Genomic DNA, 26,973 nt, shown 5'->3' with positions numbered 1-26,973 from the left:
GGTCTCGCGTCCATACCGGGACCCACCCCCTGTTCTTACTAGGGGTGTTGCAACCACCACATGAACCCACACAAGGATTCCTGACCGGCGGACTGATCCCGCCCACCTACAGGTAAACCCTCACGGCACTCGCCCATCACGTGGTGATGAACGAGTGCCGTGAGGGTTCACGCTTGGGTGGTGGTGGGTTGACTCGCCAGGTGGATCAACCCACCCGATCTCAACGTCCCTTGGTGCGCTTGACCTTGTCCGCATCATCCAGATCGGCAGGGTCGTCCAGCTCCGGGTCGTATTCAGGGACGTACTTCTCCCCGCGCTCGGCGGCCTCTGCGGCAGCCTTCTCCCGTTCCTCGCGCTTCAAGACCAGACGGCGTTCAACTCGCTCATTCTGTTCCCGCTGGACGTCCTCAACGGGGCGGTCGCGCAGTCGGGCCACGGCACCCACGGAGGAGCCGTCGTACACGATGTTGCCGTGCTCCAGCACAATGCCGCGTTCACAGATGTCCATGATCAGGTCAAGGTCATGGGAGACCACCACAAGGGTCTTGCCGCGGCGGACCAGGTCCTTGATGCGTGCAATGCACTTCTTCTGGAACGGCTCATCCCCCACGGAGAGGATCTCATCCACCAGGAACACTTCCGGGTCCGTGTGAATCGCCACCGCGAAAGCCAGGCGCAGATACATGCCGGAGGAGTAGAACTTCACCTCGGTGTCAATGAACTCACCGATCTCGGAGAAGGCCACGATGTCATCGAACTTGGAGTCGATCTCCGCCTTGTCCATCCCCAGGATGGCACCGTTGAGGTACACGTTGTCCCGGCCCGTCAGATCCGGGTGGAAACCAGCACCAACCTCAATCAGACCCGCCACCTTGCGCCGGGTGCCCACGTAACCGGAATCCGGGTGCATCACACCGGAAATCATCTTCAGGGTGGTGGACTTGCCGGATCCGTTGAACCCCAACAGGGCAACAGTTTCGCCGTCGTGAATGTCAAAGCTGGCGTTGTCCAAGGCCTTGAACTTGTCAGACAGGTCCCCCTTGCGGCCTTTGACCAGCCAGACAAAGGCTTCCTTGATGGAGCGGGTGTGGCGCAGCACAAACCACTTGGTCATGTCCTTGGCGCGAATGGCCACAGTCTCCTCACTGTGGACCACACCGGGCTTCTTGAACGGAATGGTGGTCATGGGCGCTCAGAGCTCCTGGGCAAAGTTGCCCTCATGGCGGCGGAACATGGCGTCTCCCAGGAACAAGGTGATCAGGGAGATCACCAGCGCAATGGGAGTCCACACGGTCAGCAAATGCGGCGGAACGTGCCACAGTTCGGGATTGTTGACCGTGGGGTACCAGAACCCGTAGTGGAACAACTCAACGGCCACCGTGATGGGGTTCAGGAAATAGACGTAGTAGACCCAGCTCCACAGCTGATCCCGCACCATGGTCCAGGCGTAGAGTACCGGTGAGGCCCACGTGGCCACCATCAAGATCATGTCCACAAAGTTCTCCGCATCCCGGAAGAACACGTTGAACGTGGCGAACATCAGCCCCAGCCCCAGGGCAAAAGGCGCAATGATGGCGATGGCCACCGGAATGGCCAGGATCTGCTTGACGTCCACACCCGTGAACCAACCGGTGGCCACGGAGGCCACAATCAGGATGAGGATCTGGGGCACAAAGTGCACCAGAGCCACAAACAAGTTGGAGACCGGAAAGAGCTGCCTGGGCAGGTAGATCTTCTTGAGCAATCCTCCGTTGTCCGTGATGGAGCGGGAGGCGTTGCCAAAGATCTCACTGAAAAAGTTGATCAGGACAATGCCCGCAAACAAGTACACGGCAAAGTTGGTCAACCCGCGGTTCAAGCCCAGGAAAACACCCATGGCGATGTAGAAGACTGCAAACTGCACGCCGGGTTTGAGATAGGACCACACCAGACCCAGCACCGTTCCGCGATACCGGATCTGGATTTCCTTGTCCACAATCAACCGCAGCAGATAGCGGTTGTGAACCACGTCCCGCAGGCCCCGGCCCTTGCCGGGCGTCACCAATTCTGGTGCCGGAGAACTCATCCTTGCTCCTTGCGCGGTGCAGCGGGGTTGTCCTGGAACGTCTGTACCCAGGCATCAGCGGAGGTGATCTGCGGCAGCGCCTCACGGTACTGCTTGGACAGGGACTCCCACTTGGAGAACAGCTCAGCGTGCAGTTTGGCGCTGCGGGCCAGCAGGTCACGGACCGCCTGCGGGTCACGCTTGTGCCAGGCCGCGCCGGTGCCATCAGCGTTGGAGACCACCGCTGAATCCAGGGTGGACAAGTGGTACCACTTGCCGTCCTGGTGGGCCACGTACTCCTCCGGGTTGGACTTTGCCAGGTCCCGGACCGGCAGACCGATCTGCTTGACCACGGTCTTGGCAGCCCACGGCAGCAACGCACGGTAGGTGGGCGGCTTGGGCGGGCCCTGACGCTTGGACGGCTTGGACTTCTTGGCGGCCGGGTAGACACCAAGGTCCTTGCTGAACTGGGCGTCAGAGAACTCGTCCTTCAGCGCCCGGATCTGCGGCATCTTGGTGCCGATCATCCCGTGCAGGTGCTCCGGTCCCTTGAGCACGTCCTCAATGGCCATCAACACCGTGGAGGCCGCGTAGTACTGCATGGAGATGGTGTGCTTGGTGTCCACGTTGAACGACTCACGGATGATCCGGCCACCACGCGGGAACGGGGAATGCAGCAAGGCTGCAATCAGACGGTTGCGCTCATGGAAGTAGGCCTGCCAGTCCACGGCGTCGTCTTTGTCCATCCAGGACACGTGCCACACGGCAGCACCCGGCAGGGACACGGTGGGGTAACCGGCCTCAGCGGCGCGCAACGAATACTCGGAGTCATCCCACTTGATGAACACCGGCAGGGACAACCCCACCTCTTCCAGGACCACACGCGGGATCAAGCACATCCACCAACCGTTGTAGTCGGCATCCCAACGGCGGTGCAGGTTGGGCCGGGAGCGCAGGCCGGCCTCGGAGAAGTCCAGCCCACCCAAACCGTCAATCGGGCCCCACAGGAAGCGGTAGGTGTTGATGACCTCCGCGTACCCGTTCAACAGCGGGCGGTTGTACATGTCAAACATGTGCCCGCCCACAATGGTTGGGGTGCGGCAGAAGTCGGCGAATGCCACCGCCCGCAGAACGCCCTCGGTCTCCAACAGGATGTCGTCATCCAGGATCAGCACGTAGTCGGACTTGGAGCCGTCCTCACGACCCTGCACCACCTCGTACATGTTTCGGGAGAAACCGCCGGAACCGCCCAGGTTGCCCTGGCGGATCACGCGCAGCTTGCCGTTCATGGCGGCCTGGGCCTCAGCAAAGTCGGATTCGTCCTCCACCAGCTTGTTGCCCTGATCCACAATGATCAGTTCATCCAGGACGTCGTCGAACCCATCAGCATCCGCAATGGTGCGGATGGTGTTCACGCAGTAGTCCGGGCGGTTGAACGTGGTCACGCCCAAGGTGACGGTGCCGGCCGGGCGATCATCCGGCACGGACCATGCAGCCTGGGTGAGCACCATGCCGTCGTCGTCGGCGATGAGGTCGAACCAGTACCAACCACCGTCACCGAAAGGCGCCAAGGTGAGGTCGAATTCGCTGGTCTGGGTGCCCTTGACCCGCCGATCCTCCACACGCTGGGAGATACCGCGCGCATTGGAGCGGTAGACGATCAGCGAACCCGCACCCTCCGTGGCCACGGAGAGCACAACCTTCTCCGCCGTGGTCCAGCGCCGCCAGTAGGAGGCCGGGAACGCGTTGAAATAGGAGCCGAAGGACACCCGCCGGCCCGAACGGATCCGCATGGAACGCCGGGACAGGATGTCATCCGGGTGTTCCACGGTGTCACCACCGGCAGTGGACTGGCCCTCCTTCAGGACCGGTCCGTCCACGTAGAGCGGCAGGGCGTCCAAGTCCTGGTTGGCCGGCAGCACCACGCGGGCAACCTCGCGCAGGTTCTGGCCACCGGTCTGCGGGGAATTGGAGATCTTGGACAAGAAGCCCTGGGCGTCCTGTTCGCTCTGACCAGCGGGCTGATCGCCTGCCGGGTTCTGGGTCTCTGCGCTCACGCGTCAATGCCTCCGGACTGGATCTTGTTGCCACCGGTGAAGTGCGGGGCAATCTTGTTGTCCACCATGGACAGTGCTGCGCCGATGGCCATGTGCATGTCCAGGTACTTGTAGGTGCCCAAGCGCCCGCCGAACAGCACGGAGGACTCCCCCGCCGCAAGGTCGCGGTACTTCAGCAGCTTCTCCCGGTCCACGGAGGTGTTCACCGGGTAGTAAGGCTCATCGCCCTTGTTCGCAAAACGGGAGAATTCCCGCATGATCACGGTGGCGTCCTTGGTGTAGTCACGCTCCGGGTGGAAGTGACGGAACTCGTGAATACGGGTGAACGGAACATCCGCATCCGGGTAGTTCATCACCGAGCAGCCCTGGAAGTCCTCCATCTCCAAGACCTCTTCTTCAAGGTCAATGGTGCGCCAGGACAAATCCCCCTCGGCGTAATCGAAGTACCGGTCCAAAGCACCCGTGTAAACCACCGGAACCTGACCCACCACGTTGGCCTTGGAGTATTCGTGGGAATCGTCAAAGAAGTCCGTGTTCAGGTGGACCTCAATGTTGGGCTGCTCAGCCATTCGCTCCAGCCATGCGGTGTAACCATCCACCGGCAGACCCTCGTACTTGTCATTGAAGTAACGGTTGTCGTAGGTGTAGCGCACCGGCAGGCGGGTGATGATGGATGCAGGCAGTTCCTCCGGGGAGGTCTGCCACTGCTTGGCGGTGTAGTGCTTGATGAACGCCTCGTACAGCGGCCGTCCAATCAGCTGAATGCCCTTGTCGTTGAGGTTCTGAGGATCAGTACCGGCAAGTTCACCGGCCTGCTCCTGGATCAAAGCCTTGGCCTCGGCCGGGCCGTGGGCCGAACGGAAAAACTGGTTGATGGTGCCCAGGTTGATGGGCATGGGGAAAACCTCACCGTTGTGCCGGGTGTAAACCTTGTGCACATAGTTGGTGAAGTCCGTGAACCGGTTGACGTAGTCCCACACGCGCTCGTTGGAAGTGTGGAACAGGTGCGCGCCGTAGCGGTGCACCTCAATTCCCGTGCGCTCTTCCTTCTCCGAGTACGCGTTTCCGCCGATGTGATGGCGGCGATCGATGATCGCAACCTTCAACCCGAGTTCGTTGGCGGCGCGCTCTGCGACCGTCAGGCCGAACAAGCCCGATCCGACCACCACAAGATCAGCGTTCACGTTCTCTCCGTTTCCATGATGTCCCGGCGCCGCTAGGCAAGCGCCTGCCGGGTGAAGCTGCGGTACCCGGGGCACCGTTGACGGCATTATGCCCAAAGTACCGGAGCCCGCCGTGTGCTCCATGCAGCCCACGCACGTTCGCCACAGTGAGACGCTTCACGACGACGACGCCCGCTCGCCTTTCGTGATCGACGGCCACAGTTCAGCGCAGCTGCGGATCCACGTCCTGCGTGGTCCAGTCCACCACCGGCGGCAGGAACAAACACACCATGGCGGTCAAGGCTGCGGCAATCAGGGCCAGCGCGCCCGGCGTCGTGAAGGGCAGCACAATGGCACCGGCCGCCACCAGGGAGAAAAGCTGCGCTGTGAAAGCAGCGGCCCGCGGCCACCGCTTGCCCCGCCACAACCCCAAGGCCGCGTTGGTCAGCCACAGGCACCCACCACCAAAGACCACGGTCAGGAAAATCGCTCCGGGCACTGACCACACGTCCCCGGTGATCATGGAGAAGACCATGAACGCAGTCCCCACACCCAGAATCAAGGCCTGGGCCGCCACGATCAGCACCAAGGGGACCAAAGCGGCGGGGCGGATTCCGGTTGCTCCGGACTCACCGGAGGACCCGGTGGGGGTGGCAGCAGCGGGCACGGTGACTCCTCGAATACTTGGACGAACGGATGGGGGCGGGTGCGGTGCCCAGCAACGGTGCACACCGGCCATGGGCAACTGTGGCGCAGAACAAGGTCAGGAAGTGGTGTGATGAACCTCCCAAACCCCTTGTTCACGCGGTGTTCACATGCGAAAGTCTAGGCAAGTTTTCAGACGTGCCCGGTCACCGGAGCGCGTCGCCCCTTGCCACTGTCGCACACCCCGCCGGGGAGCACCCCGTCATGCCCGGCAGTCACGTGCATTCGAAAGGAGCCATCGCTGATGGATTGGCGCTCTCGCGCAGCCTGCCTCGAGAAGGACCCTGAGCTGTTCTTCCCGGTCGGAAACACCGGCCCCGCCCTTCTGCAGATCGAAGAAGCCAAGGCCGTGTGCCGTAGCTGCCCCGTCATGGATGAATGCCTGAGCTGGGCCATGTCCTCCGGTCAGGATGCCGGTGTGTGGGGTGGCATGAGCGAAGACGAGCGCCGCGCCCTCAAGCGCCGTAACGCCCGGGCGCGCCGCGCCTCCTGAATCAACAGACCTTCACTGGTATTCCCGTCAGACGGGATCCTCGTAAAGCGGCACGGTTGTCTCCACGACCGTGCCGCTTTTCTCACCCCTGGCCCAGGTGATGGAACCATCCAGTTCCCCGAGCACCAGGTTCCTGACGATTCGGGAGCCCAGGCCGCGCGGTTTGAGTTCAGGGTCCATGCGTTCATCCGCAGCCCATCGCCCCACGGGGAAATCCTTGGGCAGGCCCGCACCGTCATCAGCCACCACAACCACCAGTTCCTCAGCCGGGCCAGCCGCCGAGCCGTCCGTGGCGGGTGTGGGCTCAACCATGTGCCGACGTGCCGTGACGGTGATGTTGCCACCGTGACCGGCCAGGCCGTGTTCCACCGCATTGGTCAACACCTCATTGAGCACCAACGCCAACGGCGTGACCATGTGCCCCGGGATCTCCCCGAACTTGCCCTCCATGGCGGCATTCACCCGCGAACCCGTGGCCGCCAGATCCACGATGGCCCTCAGCTGCCGCGCAAAGTAGGTGTCAAAATCCACGGCACCCTCTGGCATCTCTGACAGGGCGTCGTGAACCATGGCCACCGTCTCCACCCGGCCCATGGCCTGCACAAGACCGCGGCGTTCGTCCTCGGAGTCGGAGCGGCGCCCCTGCATCCGCAGCAGCGCGGCCACGGTCTGAAGGCTGTTCTTCACCCGGTGGTGGGTTTCCCGAATGGTGGCGTCCTTGGAGGACAGCTCCCGTTCACGACGACGCAGTTCGGAGACGTCCCGGCACAGAACGATCGCCCCGGTCCGCTCGCCATCCACCTTGACCGGGATCGAGCGGAAAGTGATGGCTGTGCGGCCCCGGCGCAATTCCGCGTAGTCGGCCATGCGCCCGCGCAGCACGCCCATGAGGCCCTCGTCCACCTGCTGACCGACCGGCAGGGCTGATGCCAAGCCGTCCGTCAGGGTCTTGCCCATGACCTTGGAGACCGAGCTGACCCGGTTCAGGGCAGAGACGGCATTGGGCGACATAAACCGCACGGAATCATCTGCGCTCAGGCACATCACACCGTCGCCCACCCGGGGAGCACCGCGCCCGGGAGCCGTGGGCACCCCGGATGCGGGCCAATCACAGGCCTGCGCCATCTTCATCAGGTCCATGGCACAGTCCCGGTAGGTCAGATCCATGCTGGAGAGGCGGTCCTCCCCGAGTTCGGCGTGCAGGGACAGGACGGCCAACGTGATTCCCTGCCACGTCACGGGCACCGCAAACACCTGCGTTTGTGCCACACGGTCCCGGTACACGGACAGCGAGTGGTTGCCCCATGCCTCGCGCAGGAAATCACCCAGGGACTCCTCAACCTCCCGCTCCAGAAGATCATCCGCGTAAAAGGTCTGGGCCGTGCCGGGCCTGGTGTGTGCCATGACCACCATCGGTGCCCCAACTGCAGGCCGCCTGGGTTCAGCACCCCCTGCCGTGTACCGCTCGGGAACAGTCAGCAGAACATCCCCCATGCCCAGATCCGCCAGAATCTGCCACTCCCCCAGAAGAAGATGGAGGTGCTCACGGGCTTGTTCGGAGACTTCGGGGTGTTCCTGCAGGGCGGTGAGTGGCAACAGCACGACCTTCTGTGGCGAGGATTCCGTCTGACCCACTCAGCATCATCGCTGCAAGCCAGGAGCCTGTCACGGGTTCAGGCTCCATGGCAGGCTATCACCGGCGCAACCAGGCACTCATCCTTCGGCCAAAACTTGTCTCCCGCACCATTTCTTCCTCCGCGGCTGCCACCTCTGCCCCAGAAAGTCGGCGCAGCACATTCTCCGCCACGGCCTTGACCTCGCCCCGGATGGCAGATCCACCCGCGCATTCGCGTAACACCGATCCATCCAGCACGGCACGGTCCACGGTGGTGGGGTCAAACGAGATGTAGTCAGAGATCGGCACCGGGGCACCCATGGCTTCCCAGGCCTCTCGGATCCCCGCCCGAGGAGATCTGCCTGCCGCTGCCTTGCGCACCTTGTTGGCCACCACCATCACCGGAGCCTGGGTCCGTTCCAGCACCACGGGCAGGGACTTGGCTGCTCGCGGCAGGCCCACCACGTCCGAGGCGGCCACAGCCACCACCAGGTCTGCTTCTTCCAATGCAACAAGGGTGGCCGCATTGCGCCGCGGCGCTTGGGTGTCAAAGGAAAGTTCCTCGTCCTCCTCCACGCTGAATCCCACGTCCACCACCACAACAGGCAGTTCAGACTTTCCCGCCCCACCGCGCATCCGCCGGCACGCATTCAACAGCTTGGCCACGGACCCACCCCGCAGTTCCGGCCAGCGCTCCGAGCGGGTGAGCCCGGTCAACACGTCCAGGTGTGCCCCACCCAGATCCACACGCACCGCAGCTCGATCCAGTGCTGGCACGTCCAGTCGATTGCGATCCGCGGCACGGCAGGCCAACGCCACCCCCGCTGTTTCATCCAGCAACCCCAAGACGTGGGCCACGGATGGGCCCCAGGTGTCCAGATCCACCAGCGTCACCGCATGGCCAAGGGCAGCGATCTCGGCGGCCATGTTGACGGCCACGGTGCTGCGCCCCGGGGAGCCGTGCGGGCCCCAGACCACCACCACACCGGAGGCACCCAAGATCTCCGTGATCCCCTGACCGGAATCCTCCGCCGGGTCATCCACGTGCAGGTCTGCAGCCCAGCCGTTGCGCGACTCGGGCTCGCTCAGCTCGGGCCGCAGTGGTGCGGCATCGGAGGATCCACCTGCGGTTTCTTCCTGTGCCCACTGTTCAACCGTGGATTCCAGGGAGACTGATGGGGGTCGTTGACGCAACGGTTGGCTCTGGGCCCGTTGCCCCTCTTCCATCAGAATCTCTGCAGCTTCACGTGCGTCTGCATCAGCCGGGAGGAACACCGCACCGAGTTCCACCAGGCGGTCGTCGTCGTGACCCTCCAGAACGGCCACCAGGGCTCGTGCCTGCTCCAAGGCCTCCATGGCCTCGGCACCGAACTGCTCGGCTCCTTCTGCCACGACGACGGCGCGCGCCAACCCCGAGCGGACCACGGCCAGCACTTCCACCAGGTCAGATGCTCGACGCACCAAGGTCACCGGACCGTGGAGGCGATCGATCTGGTGCGCCAGGAGATCTGCCGAAGGGCCCACACTGGTCAGTGCCAAATTCACCGGCCACCACCGATGTGCGGCACCACGGTGATCCGGGACTCCGTGGCCAAGGCATCCACCACATCCGAGACGTCGTCCTCTTCCACCAGGACCTGGGCCGTCATCTGCTGCCCGGCACCCAGTGTCCCTGTTGCCTGGTCCACGGAGGCCAGCTCTGCACCCTCAAGAATCTGCTCCGGTTCCGACCACCCACGCCCACTGGATTCGCGCTTGGAGACCCACAAATCCACGGAATCGCCGGCGCCCGTGCCTGCGGGCAGGGCCGTGTTGAGCGGAATCCCCATGGGCCGGCGCCCCAGATCTTGGGCCTCCCCCACGGATTCAGTGGGCACGAGTTGCCCACTGGGCACGCGGTCCACGATCACAGCACCGTCAGCCAGGTCGGTCGAACCGGGCAGGTAGGCCCCTTCCGTTCCCTCCAGTCGGACCTCAACTGTTCTGAAGTCTTCCTCCGAGACTCGTGTTCCCACGTCCAGGTCCCGGGCCGCCACTCGGTACTGCTCCGTGGTGCTGGTCAAAGCCATGGTGGCGGTGGTTCCGGCGACCGCCGCCACCACCAGCCCCACCCCGATCAACAGGCGGGGTTCACGCCACCCGGGACGGCGGAACCTTCCCGAGGCGGGCGAAGCCGCGGTGCCCCAGTCTGTTCCAGCACCCCCGCGGGAAGAACTGCGGTTGCGTTGTTCACCGCCATATGAGTTCAGACCACCTGCCACCGGCTGCTCCTGTGTTCACGTTGTGCCTTGCGACCAGCACCCTGCTCATGTTTTGCAGTCATCGTGACGCAAACTGGCATGCGGTTTCGAGGCCGTCGGTCAATCTGTGGACGAAGCATCTGCAACAAATCGCCAAAAGACCCGTTTGCATCAGAACCTGTGGATAACCCGGCACACGGCCCAGGCAGTGGCACACTGGTGGGTGCCCCTGAAGCGGGAACATCCATCACCGCCGGCACCTGCCCGGTCACCAAAGGAGCACGACGTGGCCGACGCCCAGTTCTACACACTCTCAGACGTGGCAGAGGTCCTCAGCGCCTCCCCGGCGCAGGTTCGTGCCATGGTGCGCTCCGGGGAACTGCCTGCCATCCAGATCGGCGGCCGAGGTCAATGGCGCGTCCAGATCAGCGTGTTCGAGCAATGGGTGCAACAAAAGCATCAGGAGACCGCCCAAGCTGTGCGCAGCGGAGTGGACATCGACTGACTCGGTTTCATTGCGTACCAGAGTCCGCCACCACACATGCCAAGGCGTTGTAGGGAATTGTGCGCGCTGAACGCACCACCCGACGACGTCTGAATTCCTCCTGTGGGTGCAACGCCAGGTCCAAGTGGTCGCGCCCCGCCCGGTCCACAGTTCCTTCCAACACGGCTGTGGGGCCCGAACGCAGGTGAACCCTGGCACCCACGCGCGCCATGGCCAGCGCCCGCAGTGCGTGGGGCAGGCCGAGTCGACGTCGCTGCTCCGGAGACTGACGGTGGAGGCCCAAACCTTCGACCCAGTCCACGGCATCCAGTGGCACCAGGATTTCATGGCCTGCATCCAGCAGCACGGTCCATCCCGCACCGGCCGAATCCACCACACCTTCCACCAATAGACCACCGCGCAAACTCATGCGGAGGTGCGAACCGCGATGGGCCGCGCAGCGGTCCTCCAGGAGAGCCTCAGCGGTCTCTGCTCTGGTCATCTCAGCTGCTTCGGCCTCCACGTCCCGGTAGCGCTGGGCCGCCAACTGCGCTTCCATGTCCGCAAAAAGGTCATCCCAGCGCATGGTCTCTGCTCCTCCGCACGTCTTCTCCGCGTCTTCCCCTGCCTTCCACTGGGGCCGGGGCCGCGTGCCGTCACTTTACGCCGCATCACGCCAGGCCGACGTCACATCCTTGACTGTGGCGCAGACATCACTCATGATCAACGCATGACGTCCTTGAGCATCAAATGACATCAAACAATACGGTTCGGCATCTGACACAGGAAGACGAGATCATGACTCCTCAACCGGCACAGCGGTTCACGCCACCCACCACACCTGTCTGCCGCCGTCACGATCAGCTCGAGCAGCCGCAGCGGGCGCAGCAGCACCGTGGCGGCACATTGCCTTATGTGTTGGGACTGGCAGCTGTGGGAGTACCCGTCATCACGGTCGCCTCCGCGCCGGCAGTGCAGGCGACACCCGTGGAGGTGCAGGCAACGCCCGTGACTGCGCCAGCCGCACCGCAGACCTCCTGGGCTGCCCAGACCGGACTGAGTGCCACAGCGATCTCGGCACCCGAACTCGCAGTGCCACAACAGACCATGCAAGTTGCGGCGACCCCTGCCACCGCCACCGGAGAGACCTGGCAAGGCGGCAGCGGTGGGAACCTATCTCCCTTCTGGGATCCGGACTTCACGGCCCTGGGCCCCGGTCATGGATCCCCCACGGCCCCGGATTCGACCACAGCACCCACACCCCCATCACAGCGCGTGGTGGAGGGCACCGTGACGGTTCGTTCTGGGGAGTCCTTGTGGAGCCTGACCGCACAGCTGCTGGGTCCCGGCGCAACGGATGCGGAAGTGTCGGCCACATGGCCGCAGCTCTGGCAGGCCAATGCACATCACGTCACTGACCCGGACCTTCTGCAGCCGGGAACAGTCCTGGTTCTGCCCGACTCACTGGTCCCCAGCTGAAACGGGCGGTGAACGCAAGTCCGGCCCGCGTGCCCACCCCGTCATCAGACCCAGACCACTCAACCATTCCGGGAGCAGACCATGTCCATCATCGCTCGCAGTGAAGCCACACCACACAGACCCTCTGGCTACGTCTGGCGCAGCCAACAACGGGCCACCCCGGCACCAACATTCGCCCCAGGTGATGAACGCGAACGCGTCACGGCACTGTCACGTTCAATCGCGGTGGCCGCCTTGGAAGTCCTTCAAGGCACCAGACCCGCACAGCAGTTGGCACGCTGGACCACACAGGCGATCGTGGACAAGCTGCGGCGCCGAGCCGACCTGATGCAACAGCGCCGCCTCCTGGAGCCCGCAGGCGCACCCGTCCATGCAGCACACCAGCATTCGGAGGTACTGCGGCAACGGGTCTGCCACGTGGACGACGGCATCTACGAGGTCGCCCTGGTGGTCCGCGACGACGCCCGCACCCGCGCCGTGGTTCTGCGTGTGGAACGTCCGGAGCGCGCCTGGCGCATCACGGTGTTGGACATCGGGTGAGGTCGGTCAGGAACGCTTCTTCCTACGCCTCTTGGCCGCAGCTTCCGCTGCGCGACGTTCCGCTCGGGAACGGTGTTGCTGCGGAGCCTGGTCATCGCCCGAAAGGGAGGCAGCATCGTGGTCAGAGGAGCCCCGCTGCGGGTCAGCTGTGTCCGTCACCTCTGCTGAAGAATCGGCATCACTGGCGGCGGAGTCTGAACCACCGGCGGCCGAATCTGAACCAGATTGTTGGTCAGCCGGAACCGTGGTGTTGGGCTCCGTGTGCATATCAACCTCGCCCTCTTCACCGGGGGCAGAGAATTGCAGGAACTTGGGCTGCTTGGGCACGCTGACCTTTACGGCACCACCTGCACCGGCCCTCTGCTTGGAGAGATCCAGGTTGAACAGGTAGGCCACCGTCTCCTCACGGATGCCGCCCATCATGGTTTCGTACATGGTGAAGCCCTCGCGCTGGTACTCCACCAGCGGATCGCGCTGCGCCATGGCTCGCAGGCCGATGCCGTCCTTGAGGTAGTCCATCTCGTACAGGTGCTCCGGCCAGCGGCGTCCCAACACGGAGAGCAGAACACGACGTTCCAGGTTGCGCATGGTCTCCGAACCCACGGATTCCTCGCGCTCCTCATAGATCACCTTGGCATCGGAGACGATCTGCTCACGCAGGAATGAGGTGGTCAGCTTTTCACGGCCGCCGGCCTCCTCAATCAGTTCCTGAGAGGCCACGCCCACGGGGTAGACCGATCCCAGTGCCTCCCACATCCCGTCCAGGTCCCAGTCCTCAGGGTGGCCCTCACGGGTGCGGTCCACCACGATCGAGCCCACCACTTCCGTCAGGAACTGCTGGATCTGATCCTGCAGGTCATCCCCCTCCAGGATCCGACGACGGTCCGTGTAGATGGCCTTGCGCTGGCGATTCAAAACGTCGTCGTACTTCAACACGTTCTTGCGCTGCTCAGTGTTGCGGCCTTCCACCTGGTTCTGGGCCGAGGCGATGGCACGGGAGACGATCTTGAACTCCAGAGCAGTGTCATCAGCGGCGTTGGCCATCAGGCGGGCCGCCCCACCGGCGTTGAACAACCGCATGAGGTCATCGGTCAGGGACAGATAGAACCGGGACTCACCGGGATCCCCCTGACGCCCGGAACGGCCACGCAACTGGTTGTCGATGCGTCGTGACTCGTGGCGTTCGGTGCCCAGCACGTAGAGTCCGCCCAGGTCCAGAACTTCCTGGTGCTCGTCACCGATCTCCAGTTCTGCCTCGGCCAGCACCGCCGGCCAGGCGGCTTCATAGCCTTCGCGGTCACGCTCAGGGTCCAGGCCCTTTTCCTTCATGCGCTCAATGGCCATAGCCTCGGCGTTGCCGCCCAGGATGATGTCCGTACCGCGCCCAGCCATGTTGGTGGCCACGGTGACCGCGCCCTTACGCCCCGCCTGGGCCACGATCGCGGCTTCCCGTGCGTGGTTCTTGGCGTTGAGCACCTCGTGCCGGACGCCGCGCTTGGCCAACAGCTTGGAGAGGTATTCGGACTTCTCCACGGAGGTGGTACCCACCAGAACCGGCTGACCGGTCTTGTGACGTTCCTCGATGTCCTGGACCACGGCTGCGAACTTCAGGATTTCGTTCTTGTAGACCAGGTCGGTCTTGTCCTGACGCACCATGGGCTTGTTGGTGGGGATGGCCACCACACCCAGTTCGTAGGTGTTCATGAACTCGGCAGCTTCAGTCTCCGCCGTGCCGGTCATGCCCGCCAGCTTGTTGTAGAGGCGGAAGTAGTTCTGCAACGTGACCGTTGCCATGGTCTGGTTCTCGGGCTTGATCTCCACCTTTTCCTTGGCCTCGATGGCCTGGTGAACACCCTCGTTGTAGCGCCGGCCCGCCAGGATGCGGCCCGTGTGCTCGTCCACGATCTGGACTTCGCCCTTCATGACCACGTAGTCCTTGTCCCGTTGGAACAATTCCTTGGCCTTCAGAGCGTTGTTCAGGAACCCGATCAGAGGGGTGTTGGCGGTGTCATAGAGGTTCTCGATCCCCAGCCAGTCCTCCACCTTGTCAATGCCGGTTTCCAGCACGGACACGGTGCGCTTCTTCTCGTCAGCCTCGTAGTCCTTGTCCAGCTCCAGGCGCTGCACCAGGTTGGCAAACACGGAGTACCACCGGTTGGCATCCCCTGAAGCCGGGCCGGAAATGATCAGAGGGGTTCGGGACTCGTCAATCAGAATCGAGTCGACCTCATCGACAATCGCAAAGTTGTGGCCACGCTGGACCAGTTCATCCACGCTCCACGCCATGTTGTCGCGCAGGTAGTCGAATCCGAATTCGTTGTTGGTGCCGTAAGTGATGTCTGCCGCGTAGTGCTTGCGCCGGGTGGCGGGATCCTGACCGGAGAGGATGGTTCCTGTTTCCAGGCCGAGGAAACGGTAGACGCGCCCCATCTGCTCGGCCTGGGATTCCGCCAGGAAGTCGTTGACGGTCACCACGTGAACGCCCTTGCCGGAGAGTGCATTCAGATATGCGGGTGCGGTGGCCACCAGGGTTTTGCCCTCACCGGTTTTCATCTCGGCAATGTTGCCCAGGTGCAACGCCGCACCACCCATGAGCTGAACGTCGTAATGGCGCTTGCCCAATGTCCTGGAGGAGGCTTCGCGGACCACCGCAAAAGCTTCCGGAAGGATTCGGTCCAAGGATTCACCGTCAGCCACGCGAGCGCGGAACGCATCCGTTTCGGCCTGCAGTTCGGCATCGGAGAACTCGCGATATCCGTCTTCCAGCGAGTTGATCGCGTCCGCGTAGTCCTTCAGGCGCTTCAGCACCTTCTTGTCCCCGGTCCGGAGCACCTTCTCCAGGATTGAGGCCACGTGCTCACGCTCCTTGTGAATCTGTTGGGTTCATGCTGTTCAGCCGCCGGTTGGCAGCCAGGTCATCCGATTCAGTGTACGTCAGTGAACACAGCAACGGTGCGGGGAGCTCCACCCTCCCCGCACCGCGCGCGATCACTGCAAATGCGTCTGACTAGCTGGTTTGGTAGGCGCGAGCCGGCTCGGACTCCGTGCTGGTGACATCGGCACTGAGTCCGATCACACCGTATTCCCAGCCCTTACGCCGGTAAGCCACGGACGGCTCACCGGTTTCAGAGTCCACGAACAGGTAGAAGTCGTGGCCGACCAATTCCATGCGGTCCACGGCCTGGTCCACGGTCATGCGCTCCTCCGGGAACCGCTTGCGGCGGATCTCCACGGGCGGAACGTCATCTTCCAGGGGGTAATCGGTGTCAAATGCCTCGGTCTCTGCTGCGGCGAGTTCATCCGCAGAGGCGAACAGAGGACCGTCGGAGGCCACCACGGGCAATGCTGCCGTGGCTTCCGAAACGGCGGTGGGCCGGTGGTTGCCACGGTGGACCTTGCGGCGGTCCCGCGCTCGGCGCAGCTGTTCGATCAGCTTGGCGTAGGCCTCGTCGAAAACCGCAAACTTGTCGTCCCCGCGGGCTTCCGCGCGGACCACGGGGCCGCGTCCGATCACGGTGGTCTCCACGCGCATGCCGTCCCGACCGGGGGTGGGGTTGTCCTTGACAACCTTGATCTCGATCCTTTGGACCCTGTCACCCAGTTCCTCGAACTTCACGACCTTTTCGGCCACGTATTCCTTGAACCGTTCCGGCACGCTGACGTTACGTCCCTGGATGATGAGCTCCATGGTGTCCTCCAGTCTGACTGGTAGATGTGGAGATCAGGCGGGTGCTGATCCCCACCCCGGGAGGCTGTCCCGGTAGCGTTCACGTTACCTTGATCACACCAGTAATTCATCTTGTGAGCCGGTGCGGCATCCACTTCACACAGACTTCTGAGACGCAGCACCCGTCACCTCCAGCGTGGGTGTGTTTGCAGCCGCCAGAACCACCGCACCCAACACCGTGGCACCGGCCTCCTCCAGGGTGCGTCGAGCCCGGTTCAGGGTGGCACCGGTGGTCACGACGTCGTCCACCAGAATCACCCGGGTCGGCCGACGCCGCCCGGCAGATCGGTCGCCACGTCCTTGCACCACACGGAAGGGCGGCTTCCCGGTCACGGCGCGTTGGTCAGCAGTCTTGAACTTCTGGGCCTGCCCGCCACCCGCTGTGCGCACCCGCCCCGCCAGGCTGCGCAGGCTGCCGCCAGGATCACAACTGGTGTGCGCCAACCACGGCACACAGTGCACGTCAGGATTCACGGTTGCCTCCACATCCACAGCCCCCAGCAGCACTTTCACGGGATCAAACCAACGACGACGCAGCGCCGTGGCTGAACTCGGAACCGGCACCAACTCCACCGGTTGAAAGGCCCCGCCGGAGGGGTCTGAACCGATCGCAGCCCGTAACGCCCTGGCCAGCACCGAAGACAAGGTGGTGGTCAAATCAGTTCTGCCTGCTTGCTTGAAGGCCAGCAGACAGGTGGCCAGCTCATGTTCGTAACGACCCGCCGCCACAATCGGCAACCCTTGGGTATGACGGGCATGGTGTTCCACACGGCGGGGGTGCACGGTGGTTCGGCTCAGAAGTCGACGACACGGCGCACACAACGTGGCGGCAGGGGCACGGCAGACCGCACATTCCACCGGGATTACCACTTCCAGGGCTTCACCCATGGCCGAGAGCACCGTTGCAGCCGCACGGTCCATACGGCGTGCCCAGTTCTGAGCAGCTGAACCGGCGCCGGTAGCGTGTGGCAGATCCAGACCAGCGGGTGGCAGATCCAGGCCAGCGGGCGGACGCGGGCCAGGACGTAGGTGCTTCCGGGCTACCGGGGGCGCCTTGTGGGGTGGATCTCCAGCGTGCATGACTCAAGGATCGTCGTCGTGAGGCGCGGTGGGCACCCAGACCGACAAACTGTGGAGGGCGGCCGGAGGGACCGCGGGACCAACCCCGGTGTGGAGCACCGGTCACGGGACCCGCAGCGCCGATCCCTGTAGCCGTGGCACCAACACCGAAGCGGCAGCCCCGACTACTGAACCGGCAGTATCAACAACTGAAGCGGCTGCAACACGGCGGTCAGCCGGCGAACGCGGTGGACTCCACCGATTCACTCTGCAGGGACCACGACTCCCCCGTGAGCATGCGCAGCTGACCGTCCGTGACCACAAAAATCTCCGAGTCTCCGTTGCCTCCGGAGATCCCTTCAACCCCGCCTTCCAAGAACGGGAGGTCACGGTAGCGCCCGGAGACGTCGTACAGGCGTGGTGCAGCGCTGCGGTCCGTGATGGTGGCGGCCACAAACTGCGATTCACTGATCCAACGGGCATCGCCCATCATGGCGGCCCCCTGCCCGGAGTCCACCACGTAGGGCTCATTGAGGGATTCGGGGGTACCGTCTGAATCGCGACGAACACCGCTGATCAAAATTTGAGACGAGTCACCGTCTGCCACCACCAAGAGAGCACGAGTGCCGTCCCTTGAAATCTTCAGGGAGGTCACGGTCCGCCCATCCAACCAGTCTGCGTCCACGGTCACGGGATCGGCATCAGGCTGGGCGATTTCCACTGCCCGGATCTGACCGGATTGATCACCTGACCACACCCATCCGTCGGTGTCCACGGACGGTGCCGTCAGGCGCGTGCCCGTGAACCGCTCCGCGGGCTCCGGCTGGAACGTGGAGAAAGTCACCAGTTCCGACTGGTTCTGGGTCAGGGCTGCGAACTCGTTGGTGTCCCGGTTCATGGCGGGATCACTGGGGTCCGAGCCCACCAGGGCTTGGGAAACCTCCGGGACCGGGCTGGACTGGCCACCTTGTTGGAACACCAGTTGGTCCCCGTCCAAACCGATCTGGCGCCCGGGTACTTCTTGGGGATCGGTGGAAAGCATCTCCTGATTGCTGGAACCGAGATCGATCTGCCCACCGCCTGCCAGGAAATCAACACGATCCACGTTGTCCAGTGCCAGCAGGGTCAGGGTCAACTGGGAGTACATCTCCCGGTTGGTGGCAACGTCCAAGGCGCTGTAATTGGGGACGTTCAGTGACACCGTCGCGGTGCCGTCCTGAACAGGGACGGAGGCCCCCTCGAGTTCCGCATCTGCCGGGTAGGCCGAGGTCACGGCGGACTCCAGGTAAGGAGCGGGCCCTGCCAACAGGGCTCGAACCAGGGATGTGGACACTCCGGGGCGGTCCGGGAACCAGCGTGGGTCCGGAACCACCGTTTCACCGTCAGGGGCCAGGAAGTAGAGGTTGTGGGGTCGGTATAGCTCGTTGAGGTTGGAGGCAGGGATCAACACACCGTCCGGCACATCAGAAATTCGCCACTGGCCGTCCACCTGGGTCAGTTCAACGTCCATGGCCTCGCTGGACCCGGCCTCTTGACGCTGCATGATCCCGGTGTCACCGATCAACGCCCGCGCGTCAACGCTGACCCGCACCTGGTCGTCTTCAAGACCTTGTTGGATCCCGGCAGCCCCTGAGAAGACCACCGTGCGGGCGTCAGGACGCCATGTGGAGGCCAAATCGGGGGTCAGGAACTGGCGGGCCACACCGTAGTCGTTTTCCTGACCCGCCCCGGCCGCCAGGAATCCGCGCACGATCTCCTCCTGGGACATGCCGTCCTCAGGTCCTGCCACCGTGGACTCCGCAGTGGTTTCCGTGGCCGTGGCCACCGGTGGTTCCACCTGGTGGACAGGGCCCGATGTGGGAATAGTGGCGCATCCGGAGATCACCAGTCCCATGGTGAGAACAGCACCACTCCACCGAGTGGCGGTGGACACGCTGCGTGCGCGCCGGTTCCGGTCTTCAGTGCTCACGGGTATCCCCCGTCTGCTCGGTCGCGTGGGTGGCCTCGGTGCCACCCCTGGCCTCAGGCGCGTCACCAGAAACGTCAGGGGTGCCCGTAGAGTCTGCCCAGGTGGCTTCCCGGAATGTCGGCAACTCACCGGTGTCATCCAGATAGAGGTCCTCATAGGCCTCATCCAGATCGTCGTAGGACTCATCCAATTCGTCGTAAGTCTTATTGAGCTTGTCGTAAGTCTTGTTCAATTCGTCGTAAGTCTTATTGAGGCCGTCGTCAGTCGTATTCAATTCGTCGTGAGTCTGATCCGCATCGCCGTTGGCCTCACCGGAGGACACGTCCACTGGATCGATGGAAACCGCGCTCGGGCGCATTTCCTCCGCCTCTGACAGATACGTCCCGTCCACACCCGTCTGGCTGACCTCGGCAGTGGTCAGGAACTCGCCACCGATGGCCGGACGCAACACCGGATGGCGTGCCGCAGGACCGTCCAGCCCCGCAGCATCCAGAACGCTGGGCCCCGACGACCGCTGGGGTTGGGGCTCAGCTGGGGAAAGATCCAAGCCGCCGCCAACAGCCGCATGGGCGTCAGGCCCGGAGCCACCGGCCGGTGTGGCGTCGGCTGAACCGTCAACGCGGTCATCACCGGGAGCTTCGAGTTCCTCCGCATCAGTCCGCTCCGTATCGCCCACCACGGGAATGGAATCCGTGACGGGCGCAATCACGGAATCTCGGTCCAGCGGTACGGCCGCAAACGTTCCGGTGTCCGTGACCACAGCCACCGACGGCAGCTCGTCATCCTGGGGCGGCAGCTCCACGGGACTGACGTCGTCGTCGTTCAGCGGCCGCGAGCGCAGCAGCGGCAACGTGAGGCGGAAGCACGCGCCCTCCCCCGGTTCACCCCAGGCATCCAGGCGCCCGCCGTGCAGACGGGTGTCCTCCACGGCAATGGACAGGCCCAGGCCGGTGCCACCAGTGGTTCGGGCACGGGCGGGGTCGGCTCGCCAGAACCGGTCAAAGACCTTACGGGTCTGCTCCTCGGTCATCCCGATCCCGTGGTCCCGCACAGCAATCCCCACGGCGACGTCCGAGGCGCGAACCACGACGTCGGTCGGCCGCCCCTCCCCATGTTCCAGGGCGTTGACCAGCAAATTGCGCAGGATTCGGTCGATACGCCGCTGGTCCATCTGCACAATGCAGCGCTGGAGGTCAGAGTGCACGCGGACCACGGAGCCGTTGTTGGCGGCCAACGGAGCTGTGGCTTCCAGGACCTCGTTGACCAGGGCAAAGATGTTGGTCCCGGAAATGTCCAGGCGCGCGGCACCGGCATCGAACCGGGAGATCTCCAGGAGATCCGCCAGGAGGGTGTCGAACCGGTCCACCTGGTTGTAGAGCAGCTCTGCAGAACGGCGGTTGACTGGATCAAAGTCTTCGCGCGCGTTGTGCAGGACCTCCGCCGCCATGCGCACGGTGGTCAACGGGGTGCGCAGCTCGTGCGAGACGTCCGAGACAAAGGTCTGTTGCATGCTGGAGAGTCGCTCCAGACGGGTGATCTGGTCCTCCAGGTTGTCCGCCATGCGGTTGAAGGACCGGCCCAGACGAGCCACCTCATGTGAACCCTCAACCTCCATGCGCACGCCCAGGTTGCCATCTGCCAAGGACTCGGAGACTCGCGCGGTGGTGGAGACCGGGCGGACCACTTCCCGGGTCACGTAACCCACCACGCCGGAAACCAACAGTGCCTGAACCAAGGTGGAGAGGATCAGCACGGCGTGGATGGCATCCAAGGTCTGCTGGGGTTGGGAGAAGTCATTGACCAGGTACAACCCGTAGCGAGCCCCTGGTTGTGGCTCCACCACCTTGCCCACGATGACCACGGGCACGGGCACTCCGCCGTCCTCCAGGCGCACGGAGGAGGACTGCCAGTACGTCCCGGCATCCCCGGCCACCCGGTTCTGTAGGTCCTGCGGCACCGTGGCGGAGGTCATCCAGTCACTTTCCGCCTGGGCCGGCAACAGACTCTGTCCGGTGCTGGAGGACAACGGAATCAGCAACCAGCGCCGCTGGCTGGTGGAGGTGTCCGAGTCCAAGGCGTCCAATGTGGCGGTGACCAAGGTTTGCAGCTGATCCCGGTCTGCGGCATCGGAAGCATCAAAATTGGCCTGGACCTGGGTGAAGTCGGTTTCCGACTGGGTGAGCACCTGCTCCAGACGATCGTTGAACAAGCGTTCGGAGATCTGGTGGGACAGGAACGCACCAGTCACCAGGAAGATCACCAACGCGCCGATCATGGCAATGGTGACGGCACGGAACTGCAGCGATTGTCGCCACCGCCGTACCAGCAGGGCCAGTCGGAAGCGCAGCACCGTCAACGGGCCGCGACGACGACCAGGTGCCCCTGAGCTGGTGGCGCCATCACGCCGATTCGCGCGCCCGGCAGCACGAGCCACCTGATTGCGGGCAGACTGAGCCGCAGTGTGCTCGGTGTCCAGCACACTCTGGTCCACGGTGGGTCCAGCGCCCGCAGGTTCAAGGTCTGTGCGTTCAGTCATGGCGGTGATGCGGATTCACGTGGTGCGGGTCCTCAAAGACAGGCGGCCTACGGCCCGTCAGGTCAGTGACGCTCAGGGTGCCCGGCGCGGTATCCCACACCACGCACGGTGACCACAATTTGTGGGTTCTCCGGATCGCGTTCCACCTTGGAGCGCAGGCGCTGCACGTGGACGTTGACCAAGCGGGTGTCCGCTGCGTGCTGGTAGCCCCAGACTTCGCGCAACAGCATCTCCCGTGAGAACACCTGTTCGGGGGCGCGTGCCAAGGTGGCCAGCAACTCGAACTCCAACGGAGTCAGAGGGATCTCCTGCTGGCCGCGAGTCACACGATGGCCGGTGATGTCAATGGAGACGTCCCCGACAACAAGTTCGTTGCTGGTGGCACGCGATCCCGGACGCAGACGTGCCTTCACACGTGCCAGCAACTCGGCCGGTTTGAACGGCTTGGGAATGTAGTCATCCGCACCTGCCTCCAGGCCCCGGACCACATCCTCCGTGTCCGACTTGGCGGTGAGCATCACGATTGAGGTGTCAGAGGTGGCTCGGATCTCACGGCAGATCTGAATACCGTCCTTGCCCGGCAGCATCAGATCCAGCAGCACCAGATCCGGCTCGGAATCATGGAAGGCCTGGACCGCCTGGGCACCGTCAGCGCAGAAAATCGTCTGATAGTTCTCCGCGTTGAGGATGATGCCGATCATTTCCGCCAGGGCGTCGTCGTCGTCAACCACCAGGATGCGCGCGTTCACGTCTTCTCCATCCACTTCCGTCATCGGGTCCTTGACCGGGTCCGGGCCTTGGTCACGCCCGGAGTGTTGCAACGGCCGGTGGGGCCGTCCTGCTAGGCATGTTCTCATGCCTCCACAGCGGTTTGGTGCAGTCCGTGGGCCAGGTCCATCGAGAGTTTCAAGGTTCGGCGCACCTGGGCCGGGGAGCAATCTGTCAAGCCCACGGAGGGAGCCACGGTGAGCTGATCCAGCTGTGCCGAGGGCAATCCCAGGCTGTGCCAGGGCCCGGTGATGCTGCGTACCAACTCACCGGTGCGCACCCGCGCCCTGCCGCGATGGTCCTGCGCAGCCGCGTGAAGCAGTTCCGGAACCAGCAGACCGAGCGCCATGCCACTTTCCACCGATGCTGCCAGGGGTTCCCAGACCCACGGATCCGGGCCTGGTCGCTCCACCACCAGGCGATCGGCGACGTCGTGATCCACGGTGCGCGGATCCTCCCCCATGGGGAACACGATCTCCACGGTGGCACCCATCTGCCGGGCAGCCTCCGTGACGGCACGCAAGCTCTGCAAGGCCTCCGGGCGCGGGACGGCACGCAGGGTTCTGTAGCCGCTGGCGGTGGGAACCTGTCCCTGGACCACCCGCGTGAATTGCGGTTCGTTCAACCGAAGCACCACCGGACGCCCGTCCACGGCCGCAGCCACGGACGGCAACCAGGCGGTGAGGCCATCAGCCATTGCCGCCGTGACGTCACGGCGGGCACCGTGATCCTGTAGCACCCGTTCCCCGTTGTGAAGGTGCAGTTCAGCGGCCAGGGTGACCGGACCGGTGATCTCCACGGTGACAGGGCCACGATCCCCTGTGCTTTCTGCACCCACCACGTCAGCCAAGGCGTTGACGTCACTGGCCAGCAAGGATTCGGCCGCCCGAGACTCTTTGCCGGGATGGCGCGTCAGCCTCCACCCGTGCGGCTGAAGATCGCACCACAATTCCGTCAGGACGCTGACCGTTCGCGGGGCGGTGCCCGCGGTGTCGGAACGGTTGGTGAGGATCGGCAGTACGCTGCGATGCGGAGCCCCCAGTTCCCCACGCAGCACGGTGAGGGTCTCCACCATGTCCGTACCGGGCAGCTGCGCCAGTACCGTGGCGCGCGTTTGTTGGGTTTCCCGCTCGAGCGTGTCAGTCATGGGAACCGGTGCGCAGTTCCTCGGCAATGCGTTCGTGACGTTGGATGACTTCACTGATGATGAAGTTCAGGATCTTCTCTGCGAACTCGGGATCAAGCTGTGCCTCCGCAGCCAGCGTCCGCAGACGTTCGATCTGCCGCTGTTCACGCTCCGGATCACCGGCGGGAAGGTTGTTCACTGCCTTCAACTCCCCCACCCGCTGGGTGGCCTTGAACCGCTCGGCAAGCACCCCCACCAGCACAGCATCCAGGTTGTCAATGGTGCCGCGGATGGAACGCAGTTCCACCAAGGCGGCATCCGTGGCGGTCTGGGTGCTGTCCTGGGAATGGTTCATGCAGAAAATCCTAAGTCAGCGGGTACACCGGCGCGTGCGGTGTTGATGGTGGCCTGTCCCAGCACACGGGTTCCGTGGTAGACCACGGCAGACTGGCCCGGGGCCACACCGGAGAGCGGCTCATCCAGCACCATCACCAGTTCCGTACGGAAGGCTCGGTCCTGATCGCCAAGTGGGTGGGTGTCCGGATCCAGCACAGTTTCCAACCAGGCCGTGGCCGGCAACGAGTCCCCGTGGGCCCGCACCTGCACCTCCACACGGATGCTTGACGACGACGCCCCCACCGCCTGCTCCTCATCCATGAACTGGTGGAACACCGCCACGGGTTGGCCGGCCCAGGAGGCACGGATGCCTCGAATGGTGCGCACTGCCAGGTCTGCCTTGGGGCCCACCACCACCTCGTTGGTCTTGGGGCGGATCTCCAGGACAAAACGTGGTTTGCCATCCGGTGCTGGTCGCCCGATCTTCAGGCCCTTGCGCTGTCCAACCGTGTAGGCCAGAGCGCCGTCGTGCTCCCCCAGATCTGCGCCTTCTGCATCCAGGATGCGCCCGGGTTCCATCTCAATGCGTTCTGCCAACCACCCGCGGGTGTCCCCGTCCGGGATGAAGCAGATGTCATGCGAATCCGGCTTGGCGGCCACGGACAGGCCGCGTCGAGCGGCCTCCTCACGCACCAGTGCCTTGGACGGGGTGTCACCCAAGGGAAACATGCAGTGGTTGAGCTGCTGCTCCTTGAGCACACCCAACACGTAGGACTGGTCCTTGGCATCCTCCGCCGCACGGTGCAGCTGGGGGTGACCATCCACGGTCACCACATTGGCGTAATGGCCCGTGCACACCGCATCGAATCCGAGTGCCATGGCCTTCTCCAGGAGGGCCGCGAACTTGATCTTCTCGTTGCAACGTAGGCACGGATTGGGGGTGCGCCCCGCGGCGTACTCGGCCACGAAGTCATCCACCACGTCTTCCTTGAACCGCTCGGAGAAGTCCCACACGTAGAACGGGATGCCCAGTTTCTCCGCCGCACGCCAGGCGTCATTGGCATCCTCCACGGTGCAACACCCCCGGGAACCGGTGCGCAACGTGCCCGGCATCCGGTTCAGGGCCAGGTGCACTCCTGTGACGTCATGGCCGGCCTCGACGGCGCGGGCGGCGGCGACTGCGGAGTCGACACCTCCGGACATGGCTGCGAGCACTCGCACGGGATTCTCCTGAAACTCATTCGGGGTGAAACGGGGAGCCGGTTCTTCAAGACAGACGGCCCTAGTGCAACGTCGAAACCTGACCGGCCATTCCCGCGGATTTGGCCCGCGCGTAAACCTCAGGCAGCGCGGCCAGGAGGGCGTCGACGTCGTCGTCGGTGGAGCCATGGCCCAAGGTGAAGCGTTGTGCGCCGCGGGCGGTGTCCTCATCCAGGCCCAGTGCCAGCAGCACCGTGGAGGGTCTGGGGACTCCGGCCGAGCAGGCCGAGCCGGTGGAGGTGGCAAAACCTGCGGCATCCAACAGGAACAGCAGGGAGTCCCCCTCCGCGCCCGGGAAGGTGAAGTGGGCATTGTTGGGCAGCCTTGTGCCCACATGATCAAAGTCCTGAGGCCCGCGCAGGACAGCCTGTGGCACGGCCTGAAGAACTCCGCGGATCAGGCGGTCCCGCAACGTGGCCAAGCGCTCAGCCTCAACGGTCAGGTCCCGGGTGACGGTACGAGCGGCGGCGGCAAAGGCTGCCGCACCGGCTGCGTCCAGGGTTCCCGATCGCAGCGAGCGCTGTTGTCCGCCACCGTGATTGGTGGAGGTCAGTTTGACCGAGCGCCCCACCACCAGTGCCCCGGAGCCCACGGGGGCACCGAGCTTGTGCCCGGAAATGGCCACGGTGGAAATCCCCGGCTGGGAGGCATCCACGTCAACGGCACCGAAGGCCTGCACGGCGTCTGTGTGGAACGGGACACCGAACTCGTGACAGATTGCGGCCAGGTCCTGGATGGGCTCAATGGTGCCGACCTCGTTGTTGGCCCACATCACGGCCACCAGTGCCACGGAATCAGGGTCGTGCTCCAGCAGGCGGCGCAGGTGATGCGGGTCCACGAATCCCTGGGCGTCCACGTCCAGGAACTCCACGGCGGCACCGTGTTCGGCAGCCAGCCACTGCGCGCTTTCCGTGACGGCGGGGTGCTCGATGGCGGAAATGACCACCCGGGTGCGGCGGGGGTCCTCCGCATGCCGCTGCCCGTAGAGGCCCTTGACCGCCAGGTTGTCAGCCTCCGTGCCACCGGAGGTGAACACCACTTCCACGGGATCCACGTTGAGCAGCTGAGCGATGGTGTCCCGGCTTTCCTCCAACACCCTGCGCGCTGCGCGGCCGGTGCCGTTGATGGCGGACGGATTGCCGCCCCGCTGCAGTTGGCCCACCATGGCCTCCACTGCCTCCGGCAACGTGGGATGGGTTGCGGCGTGGTCCAGGTAAACCTGACCGGACCGACGCACGCTGCTCCGCTGCCGGTGGCCATGGTTCTGGGAATCAGTGGGGGTGGGCATGGCCTCAAGTCTAAGCCTCGATCCACCGACTCAGGTTCGGGCCGGCGGCCGATATCCCGGATCGGCACTGAGCCGTTTTTTGGC

The 26,973-nt window shown here is 64.0% G+C and carries 22 protein-coding genes and 1 pseudogene; 4 read left to right on the top strand and 19 right to left on the bottom strand.

Annotated features, from left to right (window positions below; all coding sequences use genetic code 11):
* Window positions 1–421 precede the first annotated feature (421 nt).
* From GTW58_RS11160 to GTW58_RS11140, 5 genes and pseudogenes are all read right to left on the bottom strand, one after another.
* A pseudogene (locus GTW58_RS11160) lies at window positions 422–1,114 on the bottom strand (ABC transporter ATP-binding protein); the annotation flags it as partial.
* A gap of 78 nt (window positions 1,115–1,192) precedes the next feature.
* Window positions 1,193–2,065, bottom strand: a complete 873-nt coding sequence (locus tag GTW58_RS11155; RefSeq protein ID WP_047689921.1) for an ABC transporter permease — start codon at window positions 2,063–2,065, stop codon at window positions 1,193–1,195.
* On the bottom strand, window positions 2,062–4,101 hold the full coding sequence (locus GTW58_RS11150) for a glycosyltransferase (protein WP_370448290.1): 2,040 nt from the start codon (window positions 4,099–4,101) through the stop codon (window positions 2,062–2,064). The genes GTW58_RS11155 and GTW58_RS11150 overlap by 4 nt, the downstream gene beginning before the upstream one ends.
* A complete protein-coding gene (glf, locus tag GTW58_RS11145) occupies window positions 4,098–5,285 on the bottom strand; it encodes a UDP-galactopyranose mutase (protein ID WP_119933549.1) in 1,188 nt (395 codons plus the stop codon). Before glf ends, GTW58_RS11150 begins: the two co-directional genes overlap by 4 nt.
* A 202-nt stretch (window positions 5,286–5,487) precedes the next feature.
* Window positions 5,488–5,931 carry a hypothetical protein gene (locus GTW58_RS11140; protein ID WP_119933548.1) on the bottom strand — a complete coding sequence of 148 codons (444 nt, stop codon included), beginning with the start codon at window positions 5,929–5,931 and terminating at the stop codon, window positions 5,488–5,490.
* Window positions 5,932–6,213: 282 nt separating this feature from the next.
* Between GTW58_RS11140 and GTW58_RS11135 the strand changes: the two genes are divergently transcribed.
* The gene (locus tag GTW58_RS11135) at window positions 6,214–6,462 is read left to right on the top strand and encodes a WhiB family transcriptional regulator (protein WP_047689913.1); all 249 of its coding nucleotides are present in this window, start codon (window positions 6,214–6,216) and stop codon (window positions 6,460–6,462) included.
* A gap of 27 nt (window positions 6,463–6,489) precedes the next feature.
* Here the strand turns inward: GTW58_RS11135 and GTW58_RS11130 are convergent, their stop codons facing one another.
* From GTW58_RS11130 to GTW58_RS11120, 3 genes are all read right to left on the bottom strand, one after another.
* The gene (locus GTW58_RS11130) at window positions 6,490–8,064 is read right to left on the bottom strand and encodes a sensor histidine kinase (RefSeq protein ID WP_047689957.1); all 1,575 of its coding nucleotides are present in this window, start codon (window positions 8,062–8,064) and stop codon (window positions 6,490–6,492) included.
* Window positions 8,065–8,155: 91 nt separating this feature from the next.
* A complete protein-coding gene (locus GTW58_RS11125) occupies window positions 8,156–9,622 on the bottom strand; it encodes a CpaE/TadZ family protein (protein WP_119933547.1) in 1,467 nt (488 codons plus the stop codon).
* Window positions 9,619–10,338, bottom strand: coding sequence for an SAF domain-containing protein (locus GTW58_RS11120; RefSeq protein WP_119933546.1), 720 nt, complete (start codon window positions 10,336–10,338; stop codon window positions 9,619–9,621). The genes GTW58_RS11125 and GTW58_RS11120 overlap by 4 nt, the downstream gene beginning before the upstream one ends.
* A 265-nt stretch (window positions 10,339–10,603) precedes the next feature.
* Here GTW58_RS11120 and GTW58_RS11115 point away from each other — a divergent pair, with 265 nt between their 5' ends.
* Window positions 10,604–10,822, top strand: coding sequence for a helix-turn-helix domain-containing protein (locus GTW58_RS11115; protein WP_047692186.1), 219 nt, complete (start codon window positions 10,604–10,606; stop codon window positions 10,820–10,822).
* 7 nt (window positions 10,823–10,829) lie between these two features.
* Here GTW58_RS11115 and GTW58_RS11110 read toward each other — a convergent pair whose 3' ends face one another.
* Window positions 10,830–11,387, bottom strand: a complete 558-nt coding sequence (locus tag GTW58_RS11110; protein WP_119933545.1) for a hypothetical protein — start codon at window positions 11,385–11,387, stop codon at window positions 10,830–10,832.
* Between the two features lie 212 nt (window positions 11,388–11,599).
* Here GTW58_RS11110 and GTW58_RS11105 point away from each other — a divergent pair, with 212 nt between their 5' ends.
* Both GTW58_RS11105 and GTW58_RS11100 read left to right on the top strand, forming a co-directional pair.
* Window positions 11,600–12,280 (top strand): LysM peptidoglycan-binding domain-containing protein, encoded by a 681-nt coding sequence (locus GTW58_RS11105; protein WP_157980551.1) that lies wholly within the window; start codon window positions 11,600–11,602, stop codon window positions 12,278–12,280.
* 81 nt (window positions 12,281–12,361) lie between these two features.
* A complete protein-coding gene (locus GTW58_RS11100) occupies window positions 12,362–12,820 on the top strand; it encodes an Rv3235 family protein (protein WP_047692188.1) in 459 nt (152 codons plus the stop codon).
* 6 nt (window positions 12,821–12,826) lie between these two features.
* On the opposite strand, the gene secA is transcribed toward GTW58_RS11100, so the two are convergent.
* The 10 genes from secA to GTW58_RS11050 form a co-directional block, all read right to left on the bottom strand.
* A complete protein-coding gene (secA, locus tag GTW58_RS11095; RefSeq protein ID WP_119933543.1) occupies window positions 12,827–15,673 on the bottom strand; it encodes a preprotein translocase subunit SecA in 2,847 nt (948 codons plus the stop codon).
* Between the two features lie 154 nt (window positions 15,674–15,827).
* Window positions 15,828–16,508, bottom strand: coding sequence for a ribosome hibernation-promoting factor, HPF/YfiA family (hpf, locus tag GTW58_RS11090; RefSeq protein WP_119933542.1), 681 nt, complete (start codon window positions 16,506–16,508; stop codon window positions 15,828–15,830).
* 135 nt (window positions 16,509–16,643) lie between these two features.
* The gene (locus GTW58_RS11085) at window positions 16,644–17,468 is read right to left on the bottom strand and encodes a ComF family protein (RefSeq protein ID WP_157980550.1); all 825 of its coding nucleotides are present in this window, start codon (window positions 17,466–17,468) and stop codon (window positions 16,644–16,646) included.
* A gap of 370 nt (window positions 17,469–17,838) precedes the next feature.
* On the bottom strand, window positions 17,839–19,575 hold the full coding sequence (locus tag GTW58_RS11080) for an LpqB family beta-propeller domain-containing protein (protein ID WP_168023516.1): 1,737 nt from the start codon (window positions 19,573–19,575) through the stop codon (window positions 17,839–17,841).
* Entirely contained in the window at window positions 19,565–22,111 is a 2,547-nt protein-coding gene (mtrB, locus tag GTW58_RS14910; RefSeq protein ID WP_119933539.1) for an MtrAB system histidine kinase MtrB, read from the bottom strand. The genes GTW58_RS11080 and mtrB overlap by 11 nt, the downstream gene beginning before the upstream one ends.
* Window positions 22,112–22,173: 62 nt before the next feature.
* Window positions 22,174–22,860, bottom strand: a complete 687-nt coding sequence (gene mtrA, locus GTW58_RS11070; protein WP_047692199.1) for an MtrAB system response regulator MtrA — start codon at window positions 22,858–22,860, stop codon at window positions 22,174–22,176.
* A gap of 104 nt (window positions 22,861–22,964) precedes the next feature.
* Window positions 22,965–24,026: a uroporphyrinogen decarboxylase/cobalamine-independent methonine synthase family protein gene (locus GTW58_RS11065; protein ID WP_119933538.1), complete on the bottom strand. Its 1,062-nt coding sequence runs from the start codon at window positions 24,024–24,026 to the stop codon at window positions 22,965–22,967.
* A complete protein-coding gene (locus GTW58_RS11060; RefSeq protein WP_047692191.1) occupies window positions 24,019–24,360 on the bottom strand; it encodes a chorismate mutase in 342 nt (113 codons plus the stop codon). Before GTW58_RS11060 ends, GTW58_RS11065 begins: the two co-directional genes overlap by 8 nt.
* The gene (mnmA, locus tag GTW58_RS11055; RefSeq protein ID WP_189587290.1) at window positions 24,357–25,562 is read right to left on the bottom strand and encodes a tRNA 2-thiouridine(34) synthase MnmA; all 1,206 of its coding nucleotides are present in this window, start codon (window positions 25,560–25,562) and stop codon (window positions 24,357–24,359) included. Before mnmA ends, GTW58_RS11060 begins: the two co-directional genes overlap by 4 nt.
* Before the next feature lie 61 nt (window positions 25,563–25,623).
* Window positions 25,624–26,889, bottom strand: a complete 1,266-nt coding sequence (locus tag GTW58_RS11050) for a cysteine desulfurase family protein (protein ID WP_119933536.1) — start codon at window positions 26,887–26,889, stop codon at window positions 25,624–25,626.
* Window positions 26,890–26,973 lie beyond the last annotated feature (84 nt).

Source organism: Kocuria subflava (assembly GCF_012163155.1).
In the GTDB taxonomy this organism is placed as follows: Bacteria; Actinomycetota; Actinomycetes; order Actinomycetales; family Micrococcaceae; genus Kocuria; species Kocuria subflava.
The sequence above is the reverse complement of the archived record's forward strand: the minus strand, read 5'-3'. Positions and strand labels throughout refer to the sequence as shown.